Source organism: Mesorhizobium sp. 131-3-5 (assembly GCF_016756575.1).
Lineage (GTDB): Bacteria > Pseudomonadota > Alphaproteobacteria > Rhizobiales > Rhizobiaceae > Mesorhizobium > Mesorhizobium jarvisii.
Genome location: NZ_AP023254.1, coordinates 5,717,837 through 5,734,840, shown reverse-complemented (window position 1 = coordinate 5,734,840; position 17,004 = coordinate 5,717,837). Strand labels below are relative to the sequence as shown.

14 protein-coding genes are annotated in these 17,004 nt (G+C 64.9%); 4 read left to right on the top strand and 10 right to left on the bottom strand.

Annotated features, from left to right (window positions below):
- Positions 1-55: 55 nt before the first annotated feature.
- Positions 56-1,384, bottom strand: coding sequence for a dicarboxylate/amino acid:cation symporter (locus JG747_RS28120; protein WP_019856792.1), 1,329 nt, complete (start codon positions 1,382-1,384; stop codon positions 56-58).
- A 294-nt stretch (positions 1,385-1,678) separates the two neighbouring features.
- On the opposite strand from JG747_RS28120, the gene JG747_RS28115 reads away from it, so the two are divergent.
- The 3 genes from JG747_RS28115 to JG747_RS28105 all read left to right on the top strand — a co-directional run bounded on the left by JG747_RS28115 (position 1,679) and on the right by JG747_RS28105 (position 5,371).
- Positions 1,679-3,499, top strand: coding sequence for a sensor histidine kinase (locus tag JG747_RS28115; protein WP_202360477.1), 1,821 nt, complete (start codon positions 1,679-1,681; stop codon positions 3,497-3,499).
- On the top strand, positions 3,496-4,881 hold the full coding sequence (locus tag JG747_RS28110) for a sigma-54-dependent transcriptional regulator (RefSeq protein ID WP_038645200.1): 1,386 nt from the start codon (positions 3,496-3,498) through the stop codon (positions 4,879-4,881). Before JG747_RS28115 ends, JG747_RS28110 begins: the two co-directional genes overlap by 4 nt.
- Positions 4,882-4,948: 67 nt before the next feature.
- A complete protein-coding gene (locus JG747_RS28105; RefSeq protein ID WP_019856795.1) occupies positions 4,949-5,371 on the top strand; it encodes a GNAT family N-acetyltransferase in 423 nt (140 codons plus the stop codon).
- Here the strand turns inward: JG747_RS28105 and JG747_RS28100 are convergent.
- From JG747_RS28100 to murA, 9 genes are all read right to left on the bottom strand, one after another.
- Positions 5,368-6,483 carry an anhydro-N-acetylmuramic acid kinase gene (locus tag JG747_RS28100; RefSeq protein WP_202360476.1) on the bottom strand — a complete coding sequence of 372 codons (1,116 nt, stop codon included), beginning with the start codon at positions 6,481-6,483 and terminating at the stop codon, positions 5,368-5,370. The two genes, JG747_RS28105 and JG747_RS28100, sit on opposite strands and share 4 nt — an antisense overlap.
- A 10-nt stretch (positions 6,484-6,493) precedes the next feature.
- On the bottom strand, positions 6,494-7,513 hold the full coding sequence (locus tag JG747_RS28095; RefSeq protein WP_202360475.1) for a serine hydrolase domain-containing protein: 1,020 nt from the start codon (positions 7,511-7,513) through the stop codon (positions 6,494-6,496).
- Positions 7,510-9,258, bottom strand: a complete 1,749-nt coding sequence (locus JG747_RS28090; protein ID WP_202360474.1) for an ABC transporter ATP-binding protein — start codon at positions 9,256-9,258, stop codon at positions 7,510-7,512. The genes JG747_RS28095 and JG747_RS28090 overlap by 4 nt, the downstream gene beginning before the upstream one ends.
- Positions 9,255-10,094, bottom strand: coding sequence for an ABC transporter permease (locus JG747_RS28085; protein WP_027046582.1), 840 nt, complete (start codon positions 10,092-10,094; stop codon positions 9,255-9,257). Before JG747_RS28085 ends, JG747_RS28090 begins: the two co-directional genes overlap by 4 nt.
- Positions 10,094-11,053 carry an ABC transporter permease gene (locus JG747_RS28080; protein ID WP_019856800.1) on the bottom strand — a complete coding sequence of 320 codons (960 nt, stop codon included), beginning with the start codon at positions 11,051-11,053 and terminating at the stop codon, positions 10,094-10,096. Before JG747_RS28080 ends, JG747_RS28085 begins: the two co-directional genes overlap by 1 nt.
- 34 nt (positions 11,054-11,087) lie before the next feature.
- Positions 11,088-12,605: an ABC transporter substrate-binding protein gene (locus JG747_RS28075; RefSeq protein ID WP_038645214.1), complete on the bottom strand. Its 1,518-nt coding sequence runs from the start codon at positions 12,603-12,605 to the stop codon at positions 11,088-11,090.
- 148 nt (positions 12,606-12,753) lie between these two features.
- Complete coding sequence (murQ, locus tag JG747_RS28070) at positions 12,754-13,677, bottom strand: N-acetylmuramic acid 6-phosphate etherase (RefSeq protein WP_038645216.1); 924 nt, start codon at positions 13,675-13,677, stop codon at positions 12,754-12,756.
- A gap of 170 nt (positions 13,678-13,847) precedes the next feature.
- The gene (locus tag JG747_RS28065) at positions 13,848-14,726 is read right to left on the bottom strand and encodes an N-acetylglucosamine kinase (RefSeq protein WP_202360473.1); all 879 of its coding nucleotides are present in this window, start codon (positions 14,724-14,726) and stop codon (positions 13,848-13,850) included.
- A complete protein-coding gene (gene murA / locus JG747_RS28060; RefSeq protein ID WP_202360472.1) occupies positions 14,723-15,979 on the bottom strand; it encodes a UDP-N-acetylglucosamine 1-carboxyvinyltransferase in 1,257 nt (418 codons plus the stop codon). Before murA ends, JG747_RS28065 begins: the two co-directional genes overlap by 4 nt.
- 164 nt (positions 15,980-16,143) lie before the next feature.
- Between murA and JG747_RS28055 the strand changes: the two genes are divergently transcribed.
- Positions 16,144-17,004, top strand: coding sequence for a MurR/RpiR family transcriptional regulator (locus JG747_RS28055; protein WP_038645222.1), 861 nt, complete (start codon positions 16,144-16,146; stop codon positions 17,002-17,004).

Below are 17,004 nucleotides of genomic sequence, written 5' to 3'. Positions count from 1 at the left end.
AAGCGGCCGGAGGCATCACCGCCTCCGGCCTTTTTCATGCCATTCGCTGCGCCAACTATTCGGCGGGAACAATATCAGCCGGCAGGCTGTCGTCGGCCGTGCCGGCCAGGGCTCTCGCCAGCTTTGCCTCGTCGAGTTCACCTTCCCAGCGGGCGACAACCAGCGTGGCGACGGCATTGCCGATGAAGTTGGTCAGCGCCCGGCATTCCGACATGAAACGGTCGACGCCGAGGATCAGCGCCATGCCGGCGACCGGCACCGAAGGCACGACCGAAAGCGTCGCGGCAAGGGTGATGAAGCCGGCGCCGGTGATGCCGGCGGCACCTTTCGAGGACAGCATCGCCACCAGCAGCAGCAGGATCTGGTCGCCCATCGACAGATGGATGTTTGTCGCCTGCGCGATAAACAACGCGGCCAGCGTCATGTAGATGTTGGTGCCGTCGAGGTTGAAGGAATAGCCGGTCGGGATGACCAGGCCGACCACCGAGCGCTTGGCGCCGGCCTTTTCCATCTTCTCCATCAGCGAGGGCAGGGCCGCTTCCGACGAGGACGTGCCCAGCACCAAGAGCAGCTCTTCCTTGATGTAGCGCAGCAGCGCCAGAATGGAAAAGCCGTTGTAGCGGCAGACCGCGCCGAGCACGACGAAGACGAACAGCAACGACGTCGCGTAGAAGGTGCCGACCAGCATGGCGAGGTTGATGACCGAACCGATGCCGTATTTGCCGATGGTGAAGGCCATGGCGCCGAAGGCGCCGATGGGGGCGGCCTTCATCAGCACGCTGACCAGCTTGAACATCGGCGCCATCAGCGCCTGCAGGAAGTTGAACACCGGTGCGCCCTTGTCGCCGACCAGCGCCAGCGCGATGCCGAACAGCACCGAGAAGAACAGCACCTGCAATATGTCGCCATCGGCGAAGGCGCCGACGATCGTGCCTGGGATGATGTTCATCAGGAAGCCGGTGACCGACTGGTCATGCGCCTTGGCGGCATAGGTGTTGACGGTCGAGGCGTCCAGCGTCGCCGGGTCGATGTTGAACCCGGCGCCCGGCTGCACGACATTGGCGACGATGAGGCCGATGATCAGTGCCAGCGTCGAGAAGGTGAGGAAGTAGAGCATCGCCTTGCCGGCGACACGGCCGACCTTCTGCAGGTCACTCATGCCGGCAATGCCCGTCGCCACCGTCAGGAAGATCACCGGGGCGATGATCATCTTGACCAGCTTGATGAAGGCGTCGCCGAGCGGCTTCATGCTTTCGCCGATCGACGGATAATAGTGGCCGAGCAGGATGCCGACGGTGATCGCCACCAGCACCTGCACGTAGAGTTGGGCATAGAGGGGCTTGCGCTGCGCGGCAGCCGCGCCCGATTGGTCTGCGATGTGCATCGAACTCTCCCTGGCCGGATGGACGGAACCCGCCCTGCGTGACTTCTCCCATCGCGGCGTTCCGGTCGCCCGCCGCTGGCAAGGAGTTTTGCAAGCGCTGTGCCAGATCGGGGGAAGCCCGGAATGCCGGGATTCCGGGCTTTGTTCGGCGTCCTGCGGGGGAAGCGTGTGCGGATTTCCGCACAGGTGGCATTTGCCTGGGCGGAATTTCGCATTAGAGTGGCGGGTGCTAGGAAAAGGAGAGGGCAGACGCCGCAGACAGGCACCGATAGCGGCTCCGCAGCCGGTCGTGAAATGCTGCGCGAGGCGGTGGCGCGGCTGCGCGATGGCCGCTGGCTTGTCGTCGTCGTCGCCCTCGCGATCCTGGCAGGCGCGATCGCCGTCGCGGGGCGCATCGCCACCGGCCAGGCGACCACTGACCTGCGCGATGGCGCACTTGCCGCCTTGCCGCTGGCGGCGGGAACGCTGACCGGCGAAATCGAAAAACAGCGCCTGGTTCCCTTGGTGCTGGCGCGCGACGATGCTGTGCGCGGGGCGCTGCGCCGGGCCGGGACGATGCAGGAAGCGGCCCTCAACGACAAGCTCAAGGCGATATCAGGCGACGCCTCGGCGTCCGCCATCTATGTCATCGACACGGCGGGCATCGCGATATCGGCCAGCAATGCCGGCGAGCCGACCAGCTTTGTCGGCATCGACTATAATTTCCGCCACTATTTCAACGAGGCGATGGCAAAGGGTTCGGCCAGCCAGTATGGGCTCGGCACGATCAGCGGCCGGCCGGGACTCTATCTTTCGAGCCGCGTCGACGACAACGGCAAGCCGCTGGGCGTCGCAGTGCTGAAGGTCGAGCTTGACGGCGTCGAGGCCAATTGGCGCTCCAGCGGGTTTCTCGTTTTCGTCACCGACGAACGCGGCGTCGTACTGGCCACCAGCCAGCCCGAGTGGCGGTTTCATGCCCTTGCGCCGCTTTCGGCGGAGGACGCCGCCGCTGCCCATGAGCAGCTGCAATTGCCGGACGCCGGTTTCGAACCTCTGCCGATACGGCGAGGTGCCGGCGACGGCCTGGCGACTGTCGACGGCCCCGGCAAACCGCGCCAGTTTGTCGAGGTGGTGCAGGATCTGCCCGGTGCGGTTCCCGGCTGGCGCCTTTGGCTGCTGACGCCGGCGGATGCGGCTCTCTCGTCCGCCGCCAACACGGCGCGGCTGACGACGCTGCTCGGGCTGCTGCTGACCGGCCTGCTAGCCTACGTATTCACAAGGCGCCGCCGCACACGCCGTCTGCGGCAGGAGGCGCTGGCGCGCATGAATGCCGAGCTTGAAAGCCGGGTCAGCACACGCACGGCCGAGCTGACCCGCTCCAACACCGCGCTTGCCGGCGAAATCGCCGAGCGCGAAAATGCCGAGGCCAAGGTCCGCCGGCTGCGCGACGATCTCGCTCAGGCCAACCGGCTCTCCATTCTCGGCCAGATCGCCGCCGGCGTGGCGCATGAGATCAACCAGCCGGTCGCCGCGATCCGCACCTATGCCGAGAATGCCTGCCGCTTCCTCGAAACCGGCAAGACCGAACCGGCGAGCGGCAATCTGAGCTCGATCGTCTCGATGACCGAACGCATCGGCGCCATCACCAACACGCTGCGCACCTTCGCCCGCCGGCCCGGTGTCGCCGCTTCGCCGCTGCCGGTGCGCGAGGCGATCGACGGCGCGCTGTCGCTGCTCTCCGGCCGCATCCGCGATTCCGGCGTCACCATCGTCAATCCGCAAGGCGACGCGTCGCCGATGGTGATGGCAAGCCGCATCCGGCTGGAGCAGATCCTCGTCAACCTCTTGCAGAACGCGCTCGACGCCACGAAGGACCAGCCCGATCCCCGCATCGACATCGACCTCGCCGAACGTGGCGACAGAGTGCTGATTTCGGTGCGCGACAACGGCCCCGGCCTCGGGCCGGAAGCGGCCGGCAATCTGTTCATGCCGTTCCAGACCACCAAGGAGAAGGGGCTCGGCCTCGGGCTGGTGATCTCGCAGGAGATTGCCCAGGAATTGGGCGGCACTTTGCGGCTCGATCCCGACAGCGCCAAAGGCGCGTCCTTCACCATCGATTTGAGGCGAATTGAATGAACGAGGGATCAGGGCGGGTGGCGCTCGTCGACGACGATGCGGACCTGCTTCATGCCACCACGCAATTGCTCGAACTTGCCGGCTTCACCGTGGTGGCGCGCGATGCCGCCGAGGCCGCGCTTGCGGTCGTCGACAGGGACTTCGACGGCGTGGTGGTTAGTGACATCCGCATGCCGGGAATGAACGGGCTGCAGCTGTTCGATCGTATCAAGGCGATCGACCCTGATATACCGGTGATCCTGGTCACCGGGCATGGTGATGTCGATCTTGCTGTCGCCGCGCTCAAGGACGGTGTCTACGATTTCATTCCAAAACCCTATGCCGGCGATCGCCTCGTCGAGGCGCTGAGAAGGGCCTCGGAGAAGCGGCGGTTGGTGATGGAGAACCGCCGGCTGCGCGAGGCCGCCGCGCTTGCGGCCGACGGCCTGCCGCTGATCGGCGAGGCGCCGGCCATTCGGCGGTTGCGCGAGACCTTGCGCCAGATCGCCGACATGGATGTCGACGTTCTGGTGGAGGGGGAGACGGGAACCGGCAAGGAGGTGGTGGCCGACCTCCTGCACCGGTGGGGCCGGCGTCGTTCCAAACCCTTCGTGGCGCTGAATTGCGGCGCCTTGCCGGAGACCGTCATCGAAAGCGAACTGTTCGGCCACGAGGCCGGCGCGTTCACCGGCGCGCAGCGACGGCGGATCGGCCGCGTCGAGCATTCCAGCGGCGGCACGCTGTTTCTCGACGAGATCGAATCCATGCCGCCGGCCCTGCAGGTCAAGCTGCTGCGGGTGCTGGAAACACGCAGCCTCACCCCGCTCGGCTCGAACGAGACAAGGCGCATCGATTTACGGGTCGTCGCGGCAACCAAGGTCGATCTCGGCCGGCAGGACCAGCGTGGCGATTTCCGCGAGGACCTCTATTTCCGCCTCAACGTGGTGACGCTGCGCATTCCGCCGCTGCGCGAGCGGCGCGGCGACATTCCAATGCTGTTCGGCCATTTCCTCGGCAAGGCAGCGGAACGGTTCGGCCGTCCTGTCGCCAAGGTGAATGCCGCGGTCAGCGATCATCTCCAGTCGCATGCCTGGCCGGGCAATGTCCGCGAACTTGCGCATTTCGCTGATCGCGTCACACTCGGTCTTGGGCCTGATGACGAGACGAAAGCTGTTTCCCCGCAATCGGCGGAGCCAGCCGCCTCGTTGCCCGAACGCGTGGGCCACTACGAGGCGCAGCTCATCCGTGACGCGTTGCGCGACCATGGCGGCGATGTGCGCAGCGCCATCGACGCGCTCGGCGTGCCGCGCAAGACTTTTTACGACAAGCTCAAGCGTTACGGCATTGCCGCATCCGAATTCCGCAACGGCGGCGATCCGCACCCTGTTCGGGAGCAGACATAGAAATTGCGCAAGAGCCTCCTGCGCCGTAACCCTTCATCCCATCCAGCCGAGCTTTCCGGAAAGAGCCATGCACACGACACTCGAAACAACGGCAAACCCCTTGCCGGAGGACCTTGCCTTTCTTGCCGAACGGCTGACGGCGTTCAATGACGGCGATGTCGGCCCGTCCGAAAAAAAGGCGCTCGCTGTGTTCGTGCGCGACGAGGATGGCGCAGTCGTCGCCGGCATTTCGGGCTACACCGCCTGGGGCTGGCTCTACGTGCAATGGCTGTGGGTTGATGAAAGGCTGCGCGGTCAGCACATGGCCGGCCGGATGCTGGACGCGGCCGAGCAGGAAGCCTTGGCGCGCGGCTGCAACAACGCCTGGATCGACACCTTCAATCCGAACGCCGCCAAGGTCTACCAGCGCCAGGGCTATCAGCCCTTCGGCACGCTGGCCGATTTCCCGGTCGGACGCAGCCGGATCTTCCTGCGGAAGAAACTGGCTTAACCGGCCAGCTTTCCGCCGCGCATCGGCTGCGGCGCGCCAGTGGTGCTTGGAAAGCTGATCGGCAGGCCGCGCAGCACGCGCACCGCCAGGAAGGCAAAACACTCGGCCTCCACCGCGTCGCCGCTCCAGCCTAGGCTTTCCGCCTGCACCACCTCGACGCCGGCGCGGCTGGCGAGCATCGCCATCATCGTCGGATTGTGCCGGCCACCGCCGCTGACCACCAGTTTCCTGGGCCGGCTTGGCAAGAGATCAAGCGCCTTGCCGACGGCGCCGGCGCTGAAGGCGGTGAGCAGGGCGGCACCGTCCTCGGCATTGAGGCCGTCGGCCATGGCGGCGCCGAAATCGAAACGGTCCAGCGATTTGGGGTAGGGCTTGCTGAGATAAGGATGCTGCAACAGCTTGGCGAGCCGGGCCTCGTCGACCGTTCCCGCACGGCCAAGCGCGCCATCGCGGTCCATGTCGCCGAGCCCCTTCGATTTGATGAAATCGTTGAGCGGCGCATTGGCCGGTCCGGTGTCGAAGGCGACGACATTGTCGGCGCCGTCCCACCAGGTGACGTTGGCGACGCCGCCGAGATTGAGCACGGCCACTTCGCCGCTGGCGCCGGCGCTGCGCATCAGCGCGGTGTGATAGGCGGCGGCCAGGGGCGCGCCTTGCCCGCCGGCGCGCATATCGGCCGAGCGAAAGTCATAGGCGACCTTGGTGCCCAACAGGGCATGCATCAGCTCGCCGTCACCCAATTGCCGCGTCTGGCCGAGTCGTCCCACCTGCGGCGCGCGATGCAGCACCGTCTGGCCGTGAAAGCCGACGACGCCGATATCGGCCATCGTCATGCCGTAGCCCTCGACCAATTCCTTCACCGCCGCCGACTGGGCACGCGTCAGCGCTTCCTCGGCCTTGCGGAAGATCGCCGGTTCCGGCCCGACAAAATTCCAGGCCCGCGCCGCCGTCAGCGTCTCTTCCAGCAGCGAGCGGATCGACGGGGGATAGGGCATCAGCCGGTAGGTGCCGAAGTCGTCGATGCGCTCGCCATCGGTCTTGATCAGCGCGACGTCGATATTGCCGTCAAGCACCGTGCCCGTCATCAGGCCGACGGCCCAGATTGGTTCCATCATCTAGCTCCTAAAGTCCGTTGACGAGATCGCCGACCGTCTGCCGCAGCGGGATGATTCCGCTGTCGAAATGACGTGTCGGATGGATCCGGTTGGTGAGCAAGGTCCAGGCCTTGCCGCTGTCGAAATCGATCCACAGTCCGGTGCCGGCAAAGCCGGTGTGGCCGATCGTTCCCAGGCTGCACAACTTCCCGCCGGACCAGCCGTCATAGGGGCGCTCCCATCCATGGGTGCGGGTGGCGGAAAGGGGTGTGCGCATCAGCGTGATCGACCGTGCGGAAGCACCGCTGCCGTCCAGCAGCCCTTGTGCGAAATCCAGCACCGAAGCTGCCGTGCCGAACAGCCCGGCATGACCGGCGCCTTGCAGCGCCGAGCAATTGTCGTCGTGCACCTCGCCGGACAGCACGCGATGGCGCCAGGTGCAGTCTTCGGTCGCCGCGGCGGCATCCGGTTCCGTAGACCAGGCAAATCCGGGGCCGGGGGCCATGTCGCGGATGGTCCTGGCCGACAGCCGCTCAAGGGCAAAGCCGAGCAGGATGAAATTGATGTCGGAATAGACGGGTTCACGGGCTCGCCATTCGCGCTGCAGGATGAAGGCGCGCAGCAATTCGGGATCGCGCCCGTAGGTGTAGATCGGTTCGACGGCCGGAAACGGCGTCTGATGGCCGAGGCACTGGCGAAACGTCACCTTCCGCTCCCACGCCGATTGATCGTACTGGCGAAGGTCGGGCAGCACCGAGATTAGCGGCGCGTCGAGATCGATGACGCCGTCCTCCGCCAGCGCCAAGATGCGCGGCGTGGTGAAGACGACCTTGGTCAGCGATGCCAGGTCGAACCAGGTTTCGACGGTCATTGGACGCTGCTTGGGCACGAGTTGCGCCGAGCCGATCGCCCTGACGATGCGGTGGCCATTGCTGTCGACAATGCCGAGCACGCCGCCGGGAACCCGCTTGGCAGCCACTGCGGCTTCCAACGGTGCGAACGCGCGGTCGAAGAGCTGTTGAAGATCGGCCGAAAGAACTGAAGTCACGCCTCAACCCTCGCCATATGGTCGCTCCCGAACCGCTCCCACAGCGCCGGCGCCGGCTCGAAACCCTGCGGGCGCACGAGCGAGGGAACCTGGCGTGTGTCGATCTCGAAATGCTCGCGCCGCCGGTCGATGGTCGGAACCGCTGCGATCAGTTTCTTCGTATAGGAGTGCTTCGGCTTCGACAGCACCGAGGCCGCATCGCCGATCTCGACGATCTGGCCGGCATAGATGACGGCGATGCGGTGCGCGATCCGCTCGACCACTGCCATATCGTGCGAGATGAAGAGATAAGCCAGCCCAAATTCGCGCTGAAGCTCGACCAGCAGCTCCAGCACCTTGGCCTGCACCGAGACATCGAGCGCCGACACGGCCTCATCGAGAACGACCACGGACGGGTTGAGCATCAGCGCACGCGCGATGCACAGCCTCTGCCGCTGGCCGCCGGAGAATTCATGCGGATAGCGCTCCAGGCTATTCCTGGGCAAGCCGACGCGTTCCAGCAGGCTCGCCATTTTGGCGCGTGTCTCGGTGTCCACACGACCACCGTTCGCGATCACCGGTTCTGCCAGGATGCTCTCGATGGCCAGCCTCGGATTGAGCGAGGCATAGGGATTCTGGAACACCATCTGCACGGGCTTGGCGCTGCGCTCGGCCGAAGCCTTTCGTGCGCCGACCGAGAAGCTGCCGCGCGTCGAGCGCACCAGCCCAAGCACCGCCTTCGCGGTGGTCGATTTGCCCGAACCGCTCTCGCCGACGATGGCCAAAGTCTCGCCCGGCATCAGGTCGAAGTCGACGCCATCGACGGCATGCACGGCGCCGGTGGCGCGGCTGAAGAAATTGCTCTTGAGGGGAAACCGCACCACCAGTCCGTCGACCTTCAAGGCCGGTTCTGCGTGTGGATCCTTGTCGCGTTGTCCGTCCGCGCGGGTCGCGCCTCCCCTCGCAAAATGCGGCACGTCCTGCAGCAGATGCTGGGTGTAGGGGTGCCGCGGCCTGTCGAGGATCTGGTTCAGCTCGCCTTGCTCCACGGCCTGCCCGTTCTGCATCACCACGACCTTGTCGGCGATGCCGGCAACCAGGCCGATATCGTGGGTGATGAAGATCACAGACATGCCTGTCTCGCGCTTCAACTCGGCCAGCAGCGCCATGATCTGCGCCTGCACGGTGACGTCGAGCGCGGTGGTCGGCTCGTCGGCGATCAGCAGGCGCGGATTGCAGGCGAGCGCAATGGCGATCATCACCCTTTGCAGCATGCCGCCCGATAGCTGGTTTGGCGTGTATTTCAGCCGCCTTGCGGCATCGGGAATGCGCACGCGGTCGAGCGCATCTTTGGCCGCCGCCGTGGCTTGCCGGCCGGTCAGTCCGCGGTGCAGCCGGAACGATTCCTCGATCTGCGAACCGATGGTCAGCACCGGGTTGAGCGAGGTCATCGGCTCCTGGAAGATCATGCCGATTTCGGCGCCGCGAATGCCGCGTAGCTGCGGTTCGGCGGCGCTCGTCAGGTCGAAGAGACTGCCGTCGGCCCGCTTCAGCTTCATCGCGCCGCCGGTGATGCGGCCGCCGCCGAAATCGATCAGCCGGTTGATCGACAGCGCGGTGACGGATTTGCCGGAGCCGCTTTCGCCGACAATGGTCAGTGTTTCGCCATCGGCAAGGTCGAAGCTGATGCCGCGCACCACTTCATTGGCTTGCGGATCGCGGCCGAAGCCGACGTGCAGATCGCGAACCGACAACAGCGGCGTCATGCCGGCGCCCTCCGCATCCTGGGGTCGAGGATATCGCGCAAGGCGTCACCCAGCAGGTTGAAGCCGAGAATGCTGATCATGATGGTCAGTCCTGGAAAGATCATCAGCCAGGGCGCGGTCTCCATCAGATTGCGGCTGTCGCTCAGCATCAGGCCGAGCGAGGCGGCGGGCGGCTGCGTGCCCAGCCCGAGGAAGCTCAGGCCGGCTTCGGTGAGCAGCGCCCAGGCCAGCGCCAGCGTCACTTGCACGGTCAGCGGCGCCACCAGATTGAGCAACAGATGGCGCGTGACGATGTAGCTCGAACTGCTGCCGAAGGTGCGCGCGGCATCGACGAATTCGCGGGCCTTGAGCGAAAGGGCAGGGCCGCGCACCACGCGCGTGAAGATCGGCGTGTAGACGATGCCGATGGCAACCACGCTGGTCCATGTGCCAGGCCCGGCGACGGTGACAATGAGCAATGCCAGAAGGATCGCTGGGAAAGCCAAAAGCACATCCATGATGCGCATCACCACGCCGTCCCAGCGGCGTCCGAGCCAGGCTGCCGCCAGCCCCAGCACGGTGCCGGCAAGGGTCGCGAAGGCCACCGAGAAGAAGGCGACCGTGAAGGATTGGCCGATGCCGGCCATCAGCCGGCTGGCCACGTCGCGGCCGAACAGGTCGGTGCCCATCCAGTAGGCGCCATTGGGTGCGTGCAGCCGGTCGACGCGGAACTGCGTGATCGGATTGTGCGGCGTCAGCCCGAACAGGCCAAGGATGGCGATCAGCAAATAGACGCTGACGATTACGCCGCCGATACGGCCGCTGCCATGGCCGAAGATAGCGCGCAGGGTGCGCATCACTGTTCTCCCAGCCGGATGCGCGGATCGAGCCCGACATAGGCGAGGTCGACCAGGAGATTGACGATCATGAAGTTGAAGGCGATGAACAGCACAGCGCCTTGCACCAGCGCGTAGTCGCGCTGCAGGATGGCGTCGAGCACCATGCGTCCGAGGCCGGGCAAGGCATAGATCTGCTCGACGATGACGGCGCCGCCCAGGAGATAGCCGAATTCAATGCCACTCAGCGTCACCACCGGGATCAGCGCATTGGGGAGCGCGTGCCGCCAGATGACGCTGCGCGCCGAAGCGCCCTTGCTGCGCGCGGTGCGCACATAGTCGTCGCTCAAAACGTCGAGCATGGCCGAACGCGATATGCGCGTGACCGACGCGGCGAAGGCAAAGCCGAGCGTGATCGCAGGCAGGATCAGCTGGCTGAGATTGCGCAAGGGATCCTGCCAGAGCGGCGCGAATTCGCCCATCGCCGGCAGCACGCCGAAGCCGGCCGACAGCGTGTAGATGATCAAGAGGCCGAGCACGAAGCTCGGCGTCGACTGGCCGATCATGGCAACGATGCGCACCCCAAGATCGGACGGTTTTTCGCTATGCGTGGCGGCGTAGATGCCGGCCGGCATGCCAACGGCAAGCGCGATGATCATCGACAGCAGAGCCAGCTCCAGTGTCAGCGGAAAGCGTTCAAGGATGACGTCGAGCACCGGCCTGCCATAGGTGACCGAAATGCCGAAATTGCCGTACAGGATGCCGCCGATCCAGCGCCAGTACTGGACGAACCAGGGCTGGTCGATGCCGAAATAGGCGGCGAGCGAATCCCGCTGTGCCGGCGTCAGCAGCCCGGCTTCGGTGCCCAGCATCGCCGTGATCGAATCGCCCGGTACCATCCGGATCGCAACGAAGACCAGGATGGACACGCCAAGCAGGACGAGAGGAAACGTCGCCAGTCGTCGCATCAGATAATTCACGCGAAGAAGTCCTCTCGTCCAATGCCTGCCGAGGCTACTGCTGGATGGTAACCTTGCTCAGGCTGAACAGAGTGCCCGTCGGCGTCGGCACGAAGCCGGCGATGTTCTTCTGCTGGGCCGTGTAGCTATAGGAGGTGTAGAGCCAGATCCACGGCGACATCTCGGCGAGGTGCTTCTCGAATGCAGCGAAGATCGCCTTGCGTTTGGCCGGGTCGGTCTCGGCGCGCCCCTGCTGCATCTGGCTGTCCAGCGTGTCGTCGATGTAGTTGGCTACCTTCTGCAGATTGCCGGCCTTGGTCCAGTAGCGGTTGTACATGGTGTAGGGGTCGGCGCGGCCGCCGTTGAGCGCGATCGCCATGTCGAAATCGCCCTTCAGCCAGGCGTCGACATAGACGTTGAGCTCCATCATCTTGATGTCGAGCTTGACGCCGATTTCGGCGAGCTGTGACTGGATGACCTGGGCCTCCGCAGCGGCCGTCGGCGGCTCGCCGGTGGCGCCGATCACTGTTGCCGAAAAGCCGTCGGCAAAGCCGGCCTCGGCCATCAGCTTCTTGGCCTTTTCGACATCGCGCTTGTAGCAGAACAGCTGGGTCGGATCGGTGGCGAGCGCCGGGATGGTCAGCGGTCCGGTGACCTTGCCTTCGCCGAGCGATGCGGTGTCCAGCACCTCTTGCCGGTCGATGGCGCAGGAGATCGCCTGGCGCACCTTGAGCTCGGTCATCGGCTTGCGCGACGGGTTGAGCTGCAGCACGTGATAGGCAAGCACCGGTACGCGATTCAGCTGCAGGCTGGCCTCCTTCGGCACCAGCGTCGCGACCAGCGGGTCGTTGAGCAGGGCGAAATCGATCTGCTTGGTGCGCATGGCGGCCAGGATCGCCGCTTCGTCGGGCAGCACGCTGATCTCGATGCCGTCGACACCGGTAGCACCCCCCGCCCAATCCTTGTTGGCGCTCAAGACTTCCTTGGCGTTGGGGTCCCATTTGTCGAGCTTGAACGGGCCCGAGCCGACCGCCTTGGTGCCGATCGAGCCGGCCTTTATCTCGGCTGCGGGAACGATGGCCGCGTTGACGTCGCTCATCGCCGTCAGGATCGGCACGTCGGGCTGCGACAGATGGAATACGACGGTGGCCGCATCAGGTGTGTCGATGCTGGCGATCGACAGGAAATTGGCGCGGGCGGCCGCGCCCGTCTTCTCGTCGAGGATGCGCTCGAACGAGGCTTTGACGTCAGCGGAGGTGACGGCCTTGCCGTCCTGAAATTTCGCCTTGGGATCGAGCTTGAAGGTCAGTTCCTTGCCGTCCTTCGAGAATTCCCAGGAAGTGGCGATTGCCGGAATGATCTGCAGGCTGGCATCGACGCGCACCAGCGGCTCATAGATCAGTTCCAGGAGCCGCAGCGACGAGAAGGCCGTTTGCTTGTGCGGATCAAGCCCGGTGGCGTCCTGCGACCACGCCATGTGCAGCGTCGCGGCCTGCGTCGAAACCACAGCCATGCCGAGCATCGCGGCAACCGTGATGCCCGACAGCAATGTTCTTGTGAGATGCCTTGTCATTTCCGTCTCCCATTATGATTTGACTTGATGCCTTGCAGTTTCCGCCGACCGCTTCCAAGACACACATGCTTCGGAGTATCGGCCCAGTCTATGCGGCTTCACGCCGTCTTGTCTAAAGCGGCTTGTTGCCGTCTTGTCCCGGGCGGCTTCATGCCGTCCCATCGCCGATTGCCTTTCGCAGGAAGCCTCCGGCCTTGCCGAGGGCAGTTCGCGCCGCCTCGACATCAAGGCCGGTGATCGTCACCAGTATCGCCAGCTTCACGTCATTGTTTGTCAGATGGAGTGCTTGTTTGGCCTGCTGCGCCGAACACCCGGCGGTCTGCATGACGATCCTGGTTGCCCGCGCCACCAGCTTCTTGTTGGACGGGTTGAGGTCCACCATCAGATTTTCATAGCTCTTGCCGATGCGGATCATCGAGGCGGTGGTCAGCATGTTGAGCACCAGCTTCTGCGCGGTTCCCGACTTCAGCCGCGTCGATCCGGTGAGCACTTCCGGGCCGACGACCGGCGAGATGGCGATGTCGGCGATGCCGGCAATGGTCGATGCCGGATTGCACGACAGGGCAACCGTGGTTGCGCCGACCTGCTTGGCATAGTTCAGTCCGCCGATAACGTAAGGCGTGCGCCCGCTGACCGCGATGCCGACCACCACGTCGTTCCGTACTAGTCCGATCTCCTGCAGCACCTTCGCGCCCATTTTCGGATCATCCTCGGCGCCTTCCGTCGACCGCACCAAGGCGTCCGGACCGCCGGCGATCAGGCCGATCACCATGCCCTCGGGCACGCCGAAAGTGGGCGGACATTCCGAAGCGTCGAGAACGCCGAGCCGGCCACTGGTGCCGGCGCCGATATAGATCAGTCGTGCGCCCTTCTGGAAGGCAAGAACGATCCGGTCGACGGCCGCGGCGATTTCCGGCAGCACCTTTTCAACAGCAGCCGGGACAAGCCTGTCCTCATCATTGATCTTGCGCAGCACGTCGATGGTCGGCAGCAGGTCGATATCCATTGTCCGCGGGTTGCGGCCTTCGGAAACCAGCAGGTCCAGCTCAGACATCAAACCTTGCTCGGTCATTCCAGCGCTTTCAAAAATTCTGCTGCCGGCGTCCGGCATGGCTCAACGGGCGCCAGGGCACACGGACGTCTGATCCGTCATCACAGTCTTTCTTTGTTAACTTTCTAGAATTTTATATTCGTATCGTCAACAGGAGATTGGAATATTTTATTCCTATCTCTTTGCTAAGCCTACAATAAGCGGGGCGATCTCTTGGCAAGGATGATCGCGCCGGATACGGCGTCGCCGTCGGCGGGCTTCAGGCGGCGCCTTACATCGGGCGAAAGCCACGGTTCGAGCGGGCTGGCGAGGCCACCCAGCAAGGTCACGCGAGGCGCGCCTTTTTCGAACAGCACCCGCACCAGCGTGTCGATCTGCTCGGCGGCATTTTGCACGATGCGCCGCCCGGCTGGATCGCCCTGGTCGGCATGGCGCATGACCATCGGCGCCAGAGCGGCGTAATCCGTGGCGCTGGCGCGATCCATCCAGGCGACCGCCGCCATCGGGTCACCCTCGAAACGTTGCATCACCTCCGCCAGCAGCGCCGTCCGCTCGTGCCGGCCGTCATGACCGCGCAACGCCATTTGCACGGCTTTCAGCCCAAGATGGGCGCCGCTGCCTTCGTCGGAGATCGGAAAGCCGTAACCGCCGACGCGCAGGTCACGCCCCTCGACAAAGCCGAGGCCGATCGAACCGGTGCCGGCAATGACGATGGCGCCGTCCTGACCGGAGTGCGCGCCCAGGCAGGCGCCGACGCCGTCGCTGACGAAATCGATGCTGGCGAAGGGATGCGCGATCGCCCGCAACGCCTCCAGCGCGCCCTTGCGGCCAATGCCGGCAAGCCCGATGCCGGCGTGGGTCCGAGCGATTTCGGTCGGTCCAAAGCCAGCCTCCTCGATCGCCGCGCCAAACGCTTTGGCAATCGAGGCCCAGGCCGCGTCAATGCCAAGCCGCGTCGTCGCCGGGCCGGACAAGCCCTGTCCCAGCACGTTGCCGTCCGCGTCTTCGATACGAGCCCGGCAGCCGGTGCCGCCGCCATCGACGCCGAGAAGATAGTCAGCGCCGCTCATGCGCTCAGCCGCTCGATGTCGGCGCCGCAAAGGCGGAGCTTGCGGTCGAGTTGCTCATAGCCACGGTCGAGATGATAGACGCGATTGATGATCGTCTCGCCTTCGCTCACCAATGCCCCCAGCACCAGCGACACCGAAGCGCGCAGGTCGGTGGCCATCACCTGCGCGCCATGCAGCTTCTCGCCGCCGCGCACCAAAGCCATTGTGCCTTGCAACTTGATGTTGGCGCCGAGCCGCATCAGTTCGGGCACATGCATGAAGCGGTTCTCAAAGATGGTTTCACGCAGCAGCGACGCACCCTCGGCGCAGCACATCAGCGCCATGAACTGCGCCTGCAGGTCGGTCGGAAAGCCCGGATAGGGTTCCGTCGTGAGATCGGTGGCCTTGAGCGGCCGCTCGCGCGACACGATGAGCCCGCGATCGCCGGGCCAGACGCTGACGCCGGTGGCTTCCAGCAATTGCACCACCGAGGCCATGTGCTCGAGCCGGGCGTGTGTGAGCTCAAGCTGGCCGCCGGTGATCGCCGCGGCGATCGCATAGGTGCCGGCCTCGATGCGGTCCGGAATGATATCGTGCCGGGCCGCGTGCCAACCGGTGTCGCCGGCGATCAGGATGCGGTGCGTGCCGGCGCCTTCGATGCGTGCGCCCATGGCGTTGAGGCAAGCGGCGAGATCGGCCACCTCGGGCTCGCGCGCCGCGTTGAGGATCTCGGTTTCGCCCTTGGCGGTGGTTGCCGCCATCATGGCGGTTTCCGTTGCCCCGACGGACGGCGAGCTGAGCACGATGCGCGTTCCGGTCAGCCCGTTCGGCGCCGAGGCGACGATCAGGCCGTTCTCGACGGCGATCTTGGCGCCGAGTGCCGCGAGTGCGGCGACATGCATGTCCACCGGCCGCGCACCGATGGCGCAGCCGCCCGGCAGCGAAACCCGGGCGTGGCCGAACCGGGCGAGCAGCGGCGCCAGAACGAGCACCGTCGCGCGCATTTTGCGCACCGTGTCATAGGACGTTTCCTTCGAAACGGCGGCATTGGTGTCGATCGTCGCGGCATGGGCCGATCGCGTCACGTCGGCGCCGTGAAGCCGCACAACGCCCAGCATGTTCTCGACATCGGTCACATCAGGCAAATTGGTCAGTTCGAGCGGGTAGGGGCTGAGCAGGGCGGCCGCGATCTGCGGCAAGGCAGCGTTCTTGGCGCCGGAAATGGTGACCGCGCCTTCCAGTCTTCGTCCGCCGACGATCCGCAATCTGTCCATGGCTGAACCCTCGTATGGCGAAAGCCGGGCGGCGGTCCGGTCGCTCCGGAAGAGCCATTCGATTCCCGAACCTGGCCGGTTCGAGAATTAATTCTGCGTTCTTGGCTGTCAATCGAAATTGGAATATTTTATTCCTCCGAGCACCGAAGCGCTGCAGAGGGTCCATGTCCGTTCTCAAGAAGATCAATGCGAAGCTCGACGGCATGGCGCCAGGCGATCGCGAGATCGGCCAGTACATCGTCGACAATCCCGACCAGATGCTGCGCCTGTCGACGGCAGCGCTTGCCGCCGAGATCGGGCGCAGTCAGTCGAGCGTCGTCAAGTTCAGCCAGAAGCTCGGCTATGCCAGCTACCAGGAGCTCAAGCTCGCCGTCAGCGAGGCCAAGGCGCAGGACTGGCAGGTGCCGGCCGGCGTCATCCATGGCTCGATCGAGGTCGGCGACACCTATCCGGTCATCCTCAAGAAACTGATCGGCAGCAAACTTCTGTCGATGCAGCAGACCGTCGCCGCCAACAGCGAGCGCATCATTTCCCGGACGCTGGAGCTGCTGGATGGCGCGCGCCGCATTCATCTGGTCGGCGTCGGCGCCTCGTCGCTGGTGGCGCGCGATTTCTCCTACAAGCTGATGAAGCTCGGCCGCAACGTGCTGCATGACAGCGACAGCCACATCCAGATGGCCAATGCCGCGACGCTCGGGCCTGGCGACGTTTTGTTCGCGCTCTCCTATTCCGGCGCCAGCATCGAAACCTTGCGCATCGCCGAACTCGCCGCCAAGCGCGGGACGACGGTGATCGCCGTCACCGGCCTGCACGACAATCCGCTGAGCCGGGTCGCCGACATCCGCCTCTACACCATCGCCGACGAGGAGCGCGCGCGCTCCTCCTCCATCACCGCGCGCGATGCGCAGCTGACGCTGACCGATCTGCTGTTCATCCTTTTGCTGCAGAAGCAGCCCGACGCCAACGACTATGTCCACAACAGCGAAGCGGCGGTCTCGGTGCTGAAGGCCGAGCGGTCCTCGTAA

Bases quoted from the DNA above. Each gene is read 5' to 3' on its own strand.
- murQ (WP_038645216.1), bottom strand. From the start codon at position 13,677: ATGACCGAGCAAGGTTTGATGTCTGAGCTGGACCTGCTGGTTTCCGAA.
- JG747_RS28055 (WP_038645222.1), top strand. From the start codon at position 16,144: ATGTCCGTTCTCAAGAAGATCAATGCGAAGCTCGACGGCATGGCGCCA.
- JG747_RS28100 (WP_202360476.1), bottom strand. From the start codon at position 6,483: ATGGAACCAATCTGGGCCGTCGGCCTGATGACGGGCACGGTGCTTGAC.
- JG747_RS28075 (WP_038645214.1), bottom strand. From the start codon at position 12,605: ATGACAAGGCATCTCACAAGAACATTGCTGTCGGGCATCACGGTTGCC.
- JG747_RS28085 (WP_027046582.1), bottom strand. From the start codon at position 10,094: ATGCGCACCCTGCGCGCTATCTTCGGCCATGGCAGCGGCCGTATCGGC.
- JG747_RS28065 (WP_202360473.1), bottom strand. From the start codon at position 14,726: ATGAGCGGCGCTGACTATCTTCTCGGCGTCGATGGCGGCGGCACCGGC.
- JG747_RS28115 (WP_202360477.1), top strand. From the start codon at position 1,679: ATGCTGCGCGAGGCGGTGGCGCGGCTGCGCGATGGCCGCTGGCTTGTC.
- JG747_RS28105 (WP_019856795.1), top strand. From the start codon at position 4,949: ATGCACACGACACTCGAAACAACGGCAAACCCCTTGCCGGAGGACCTT.
- JG747_RS28110 (WP_038645200.1), top strand. From the start codon at position 3,496: ATGAACGAGGGATCAGGGCGGGTGGCGCTCGTCGACGACGATGCGGAC.
- murA (WP_202360472.1), bottom strand. From the start codon at position 15,979: ATGGACAGATTGCGGATCGTCGGCGGACGAAGACTGGAAGGCGCGGTC.
- JG747_RS28090 (WP_202360474.1), bottom strand. From the start codon at position 9,258: ATGACGCCGCTGTTGTCGGTTCGCGATCTGCACGTCGGCTTCGGCCGC.
- JG747_RS28120 (WP_019856792.1), bottom strand. From the start codon at position 1,384: ATGCACATCGCAGACCAATCGGGCGCGGCTGCCGCGCAGCGCAAGCCC.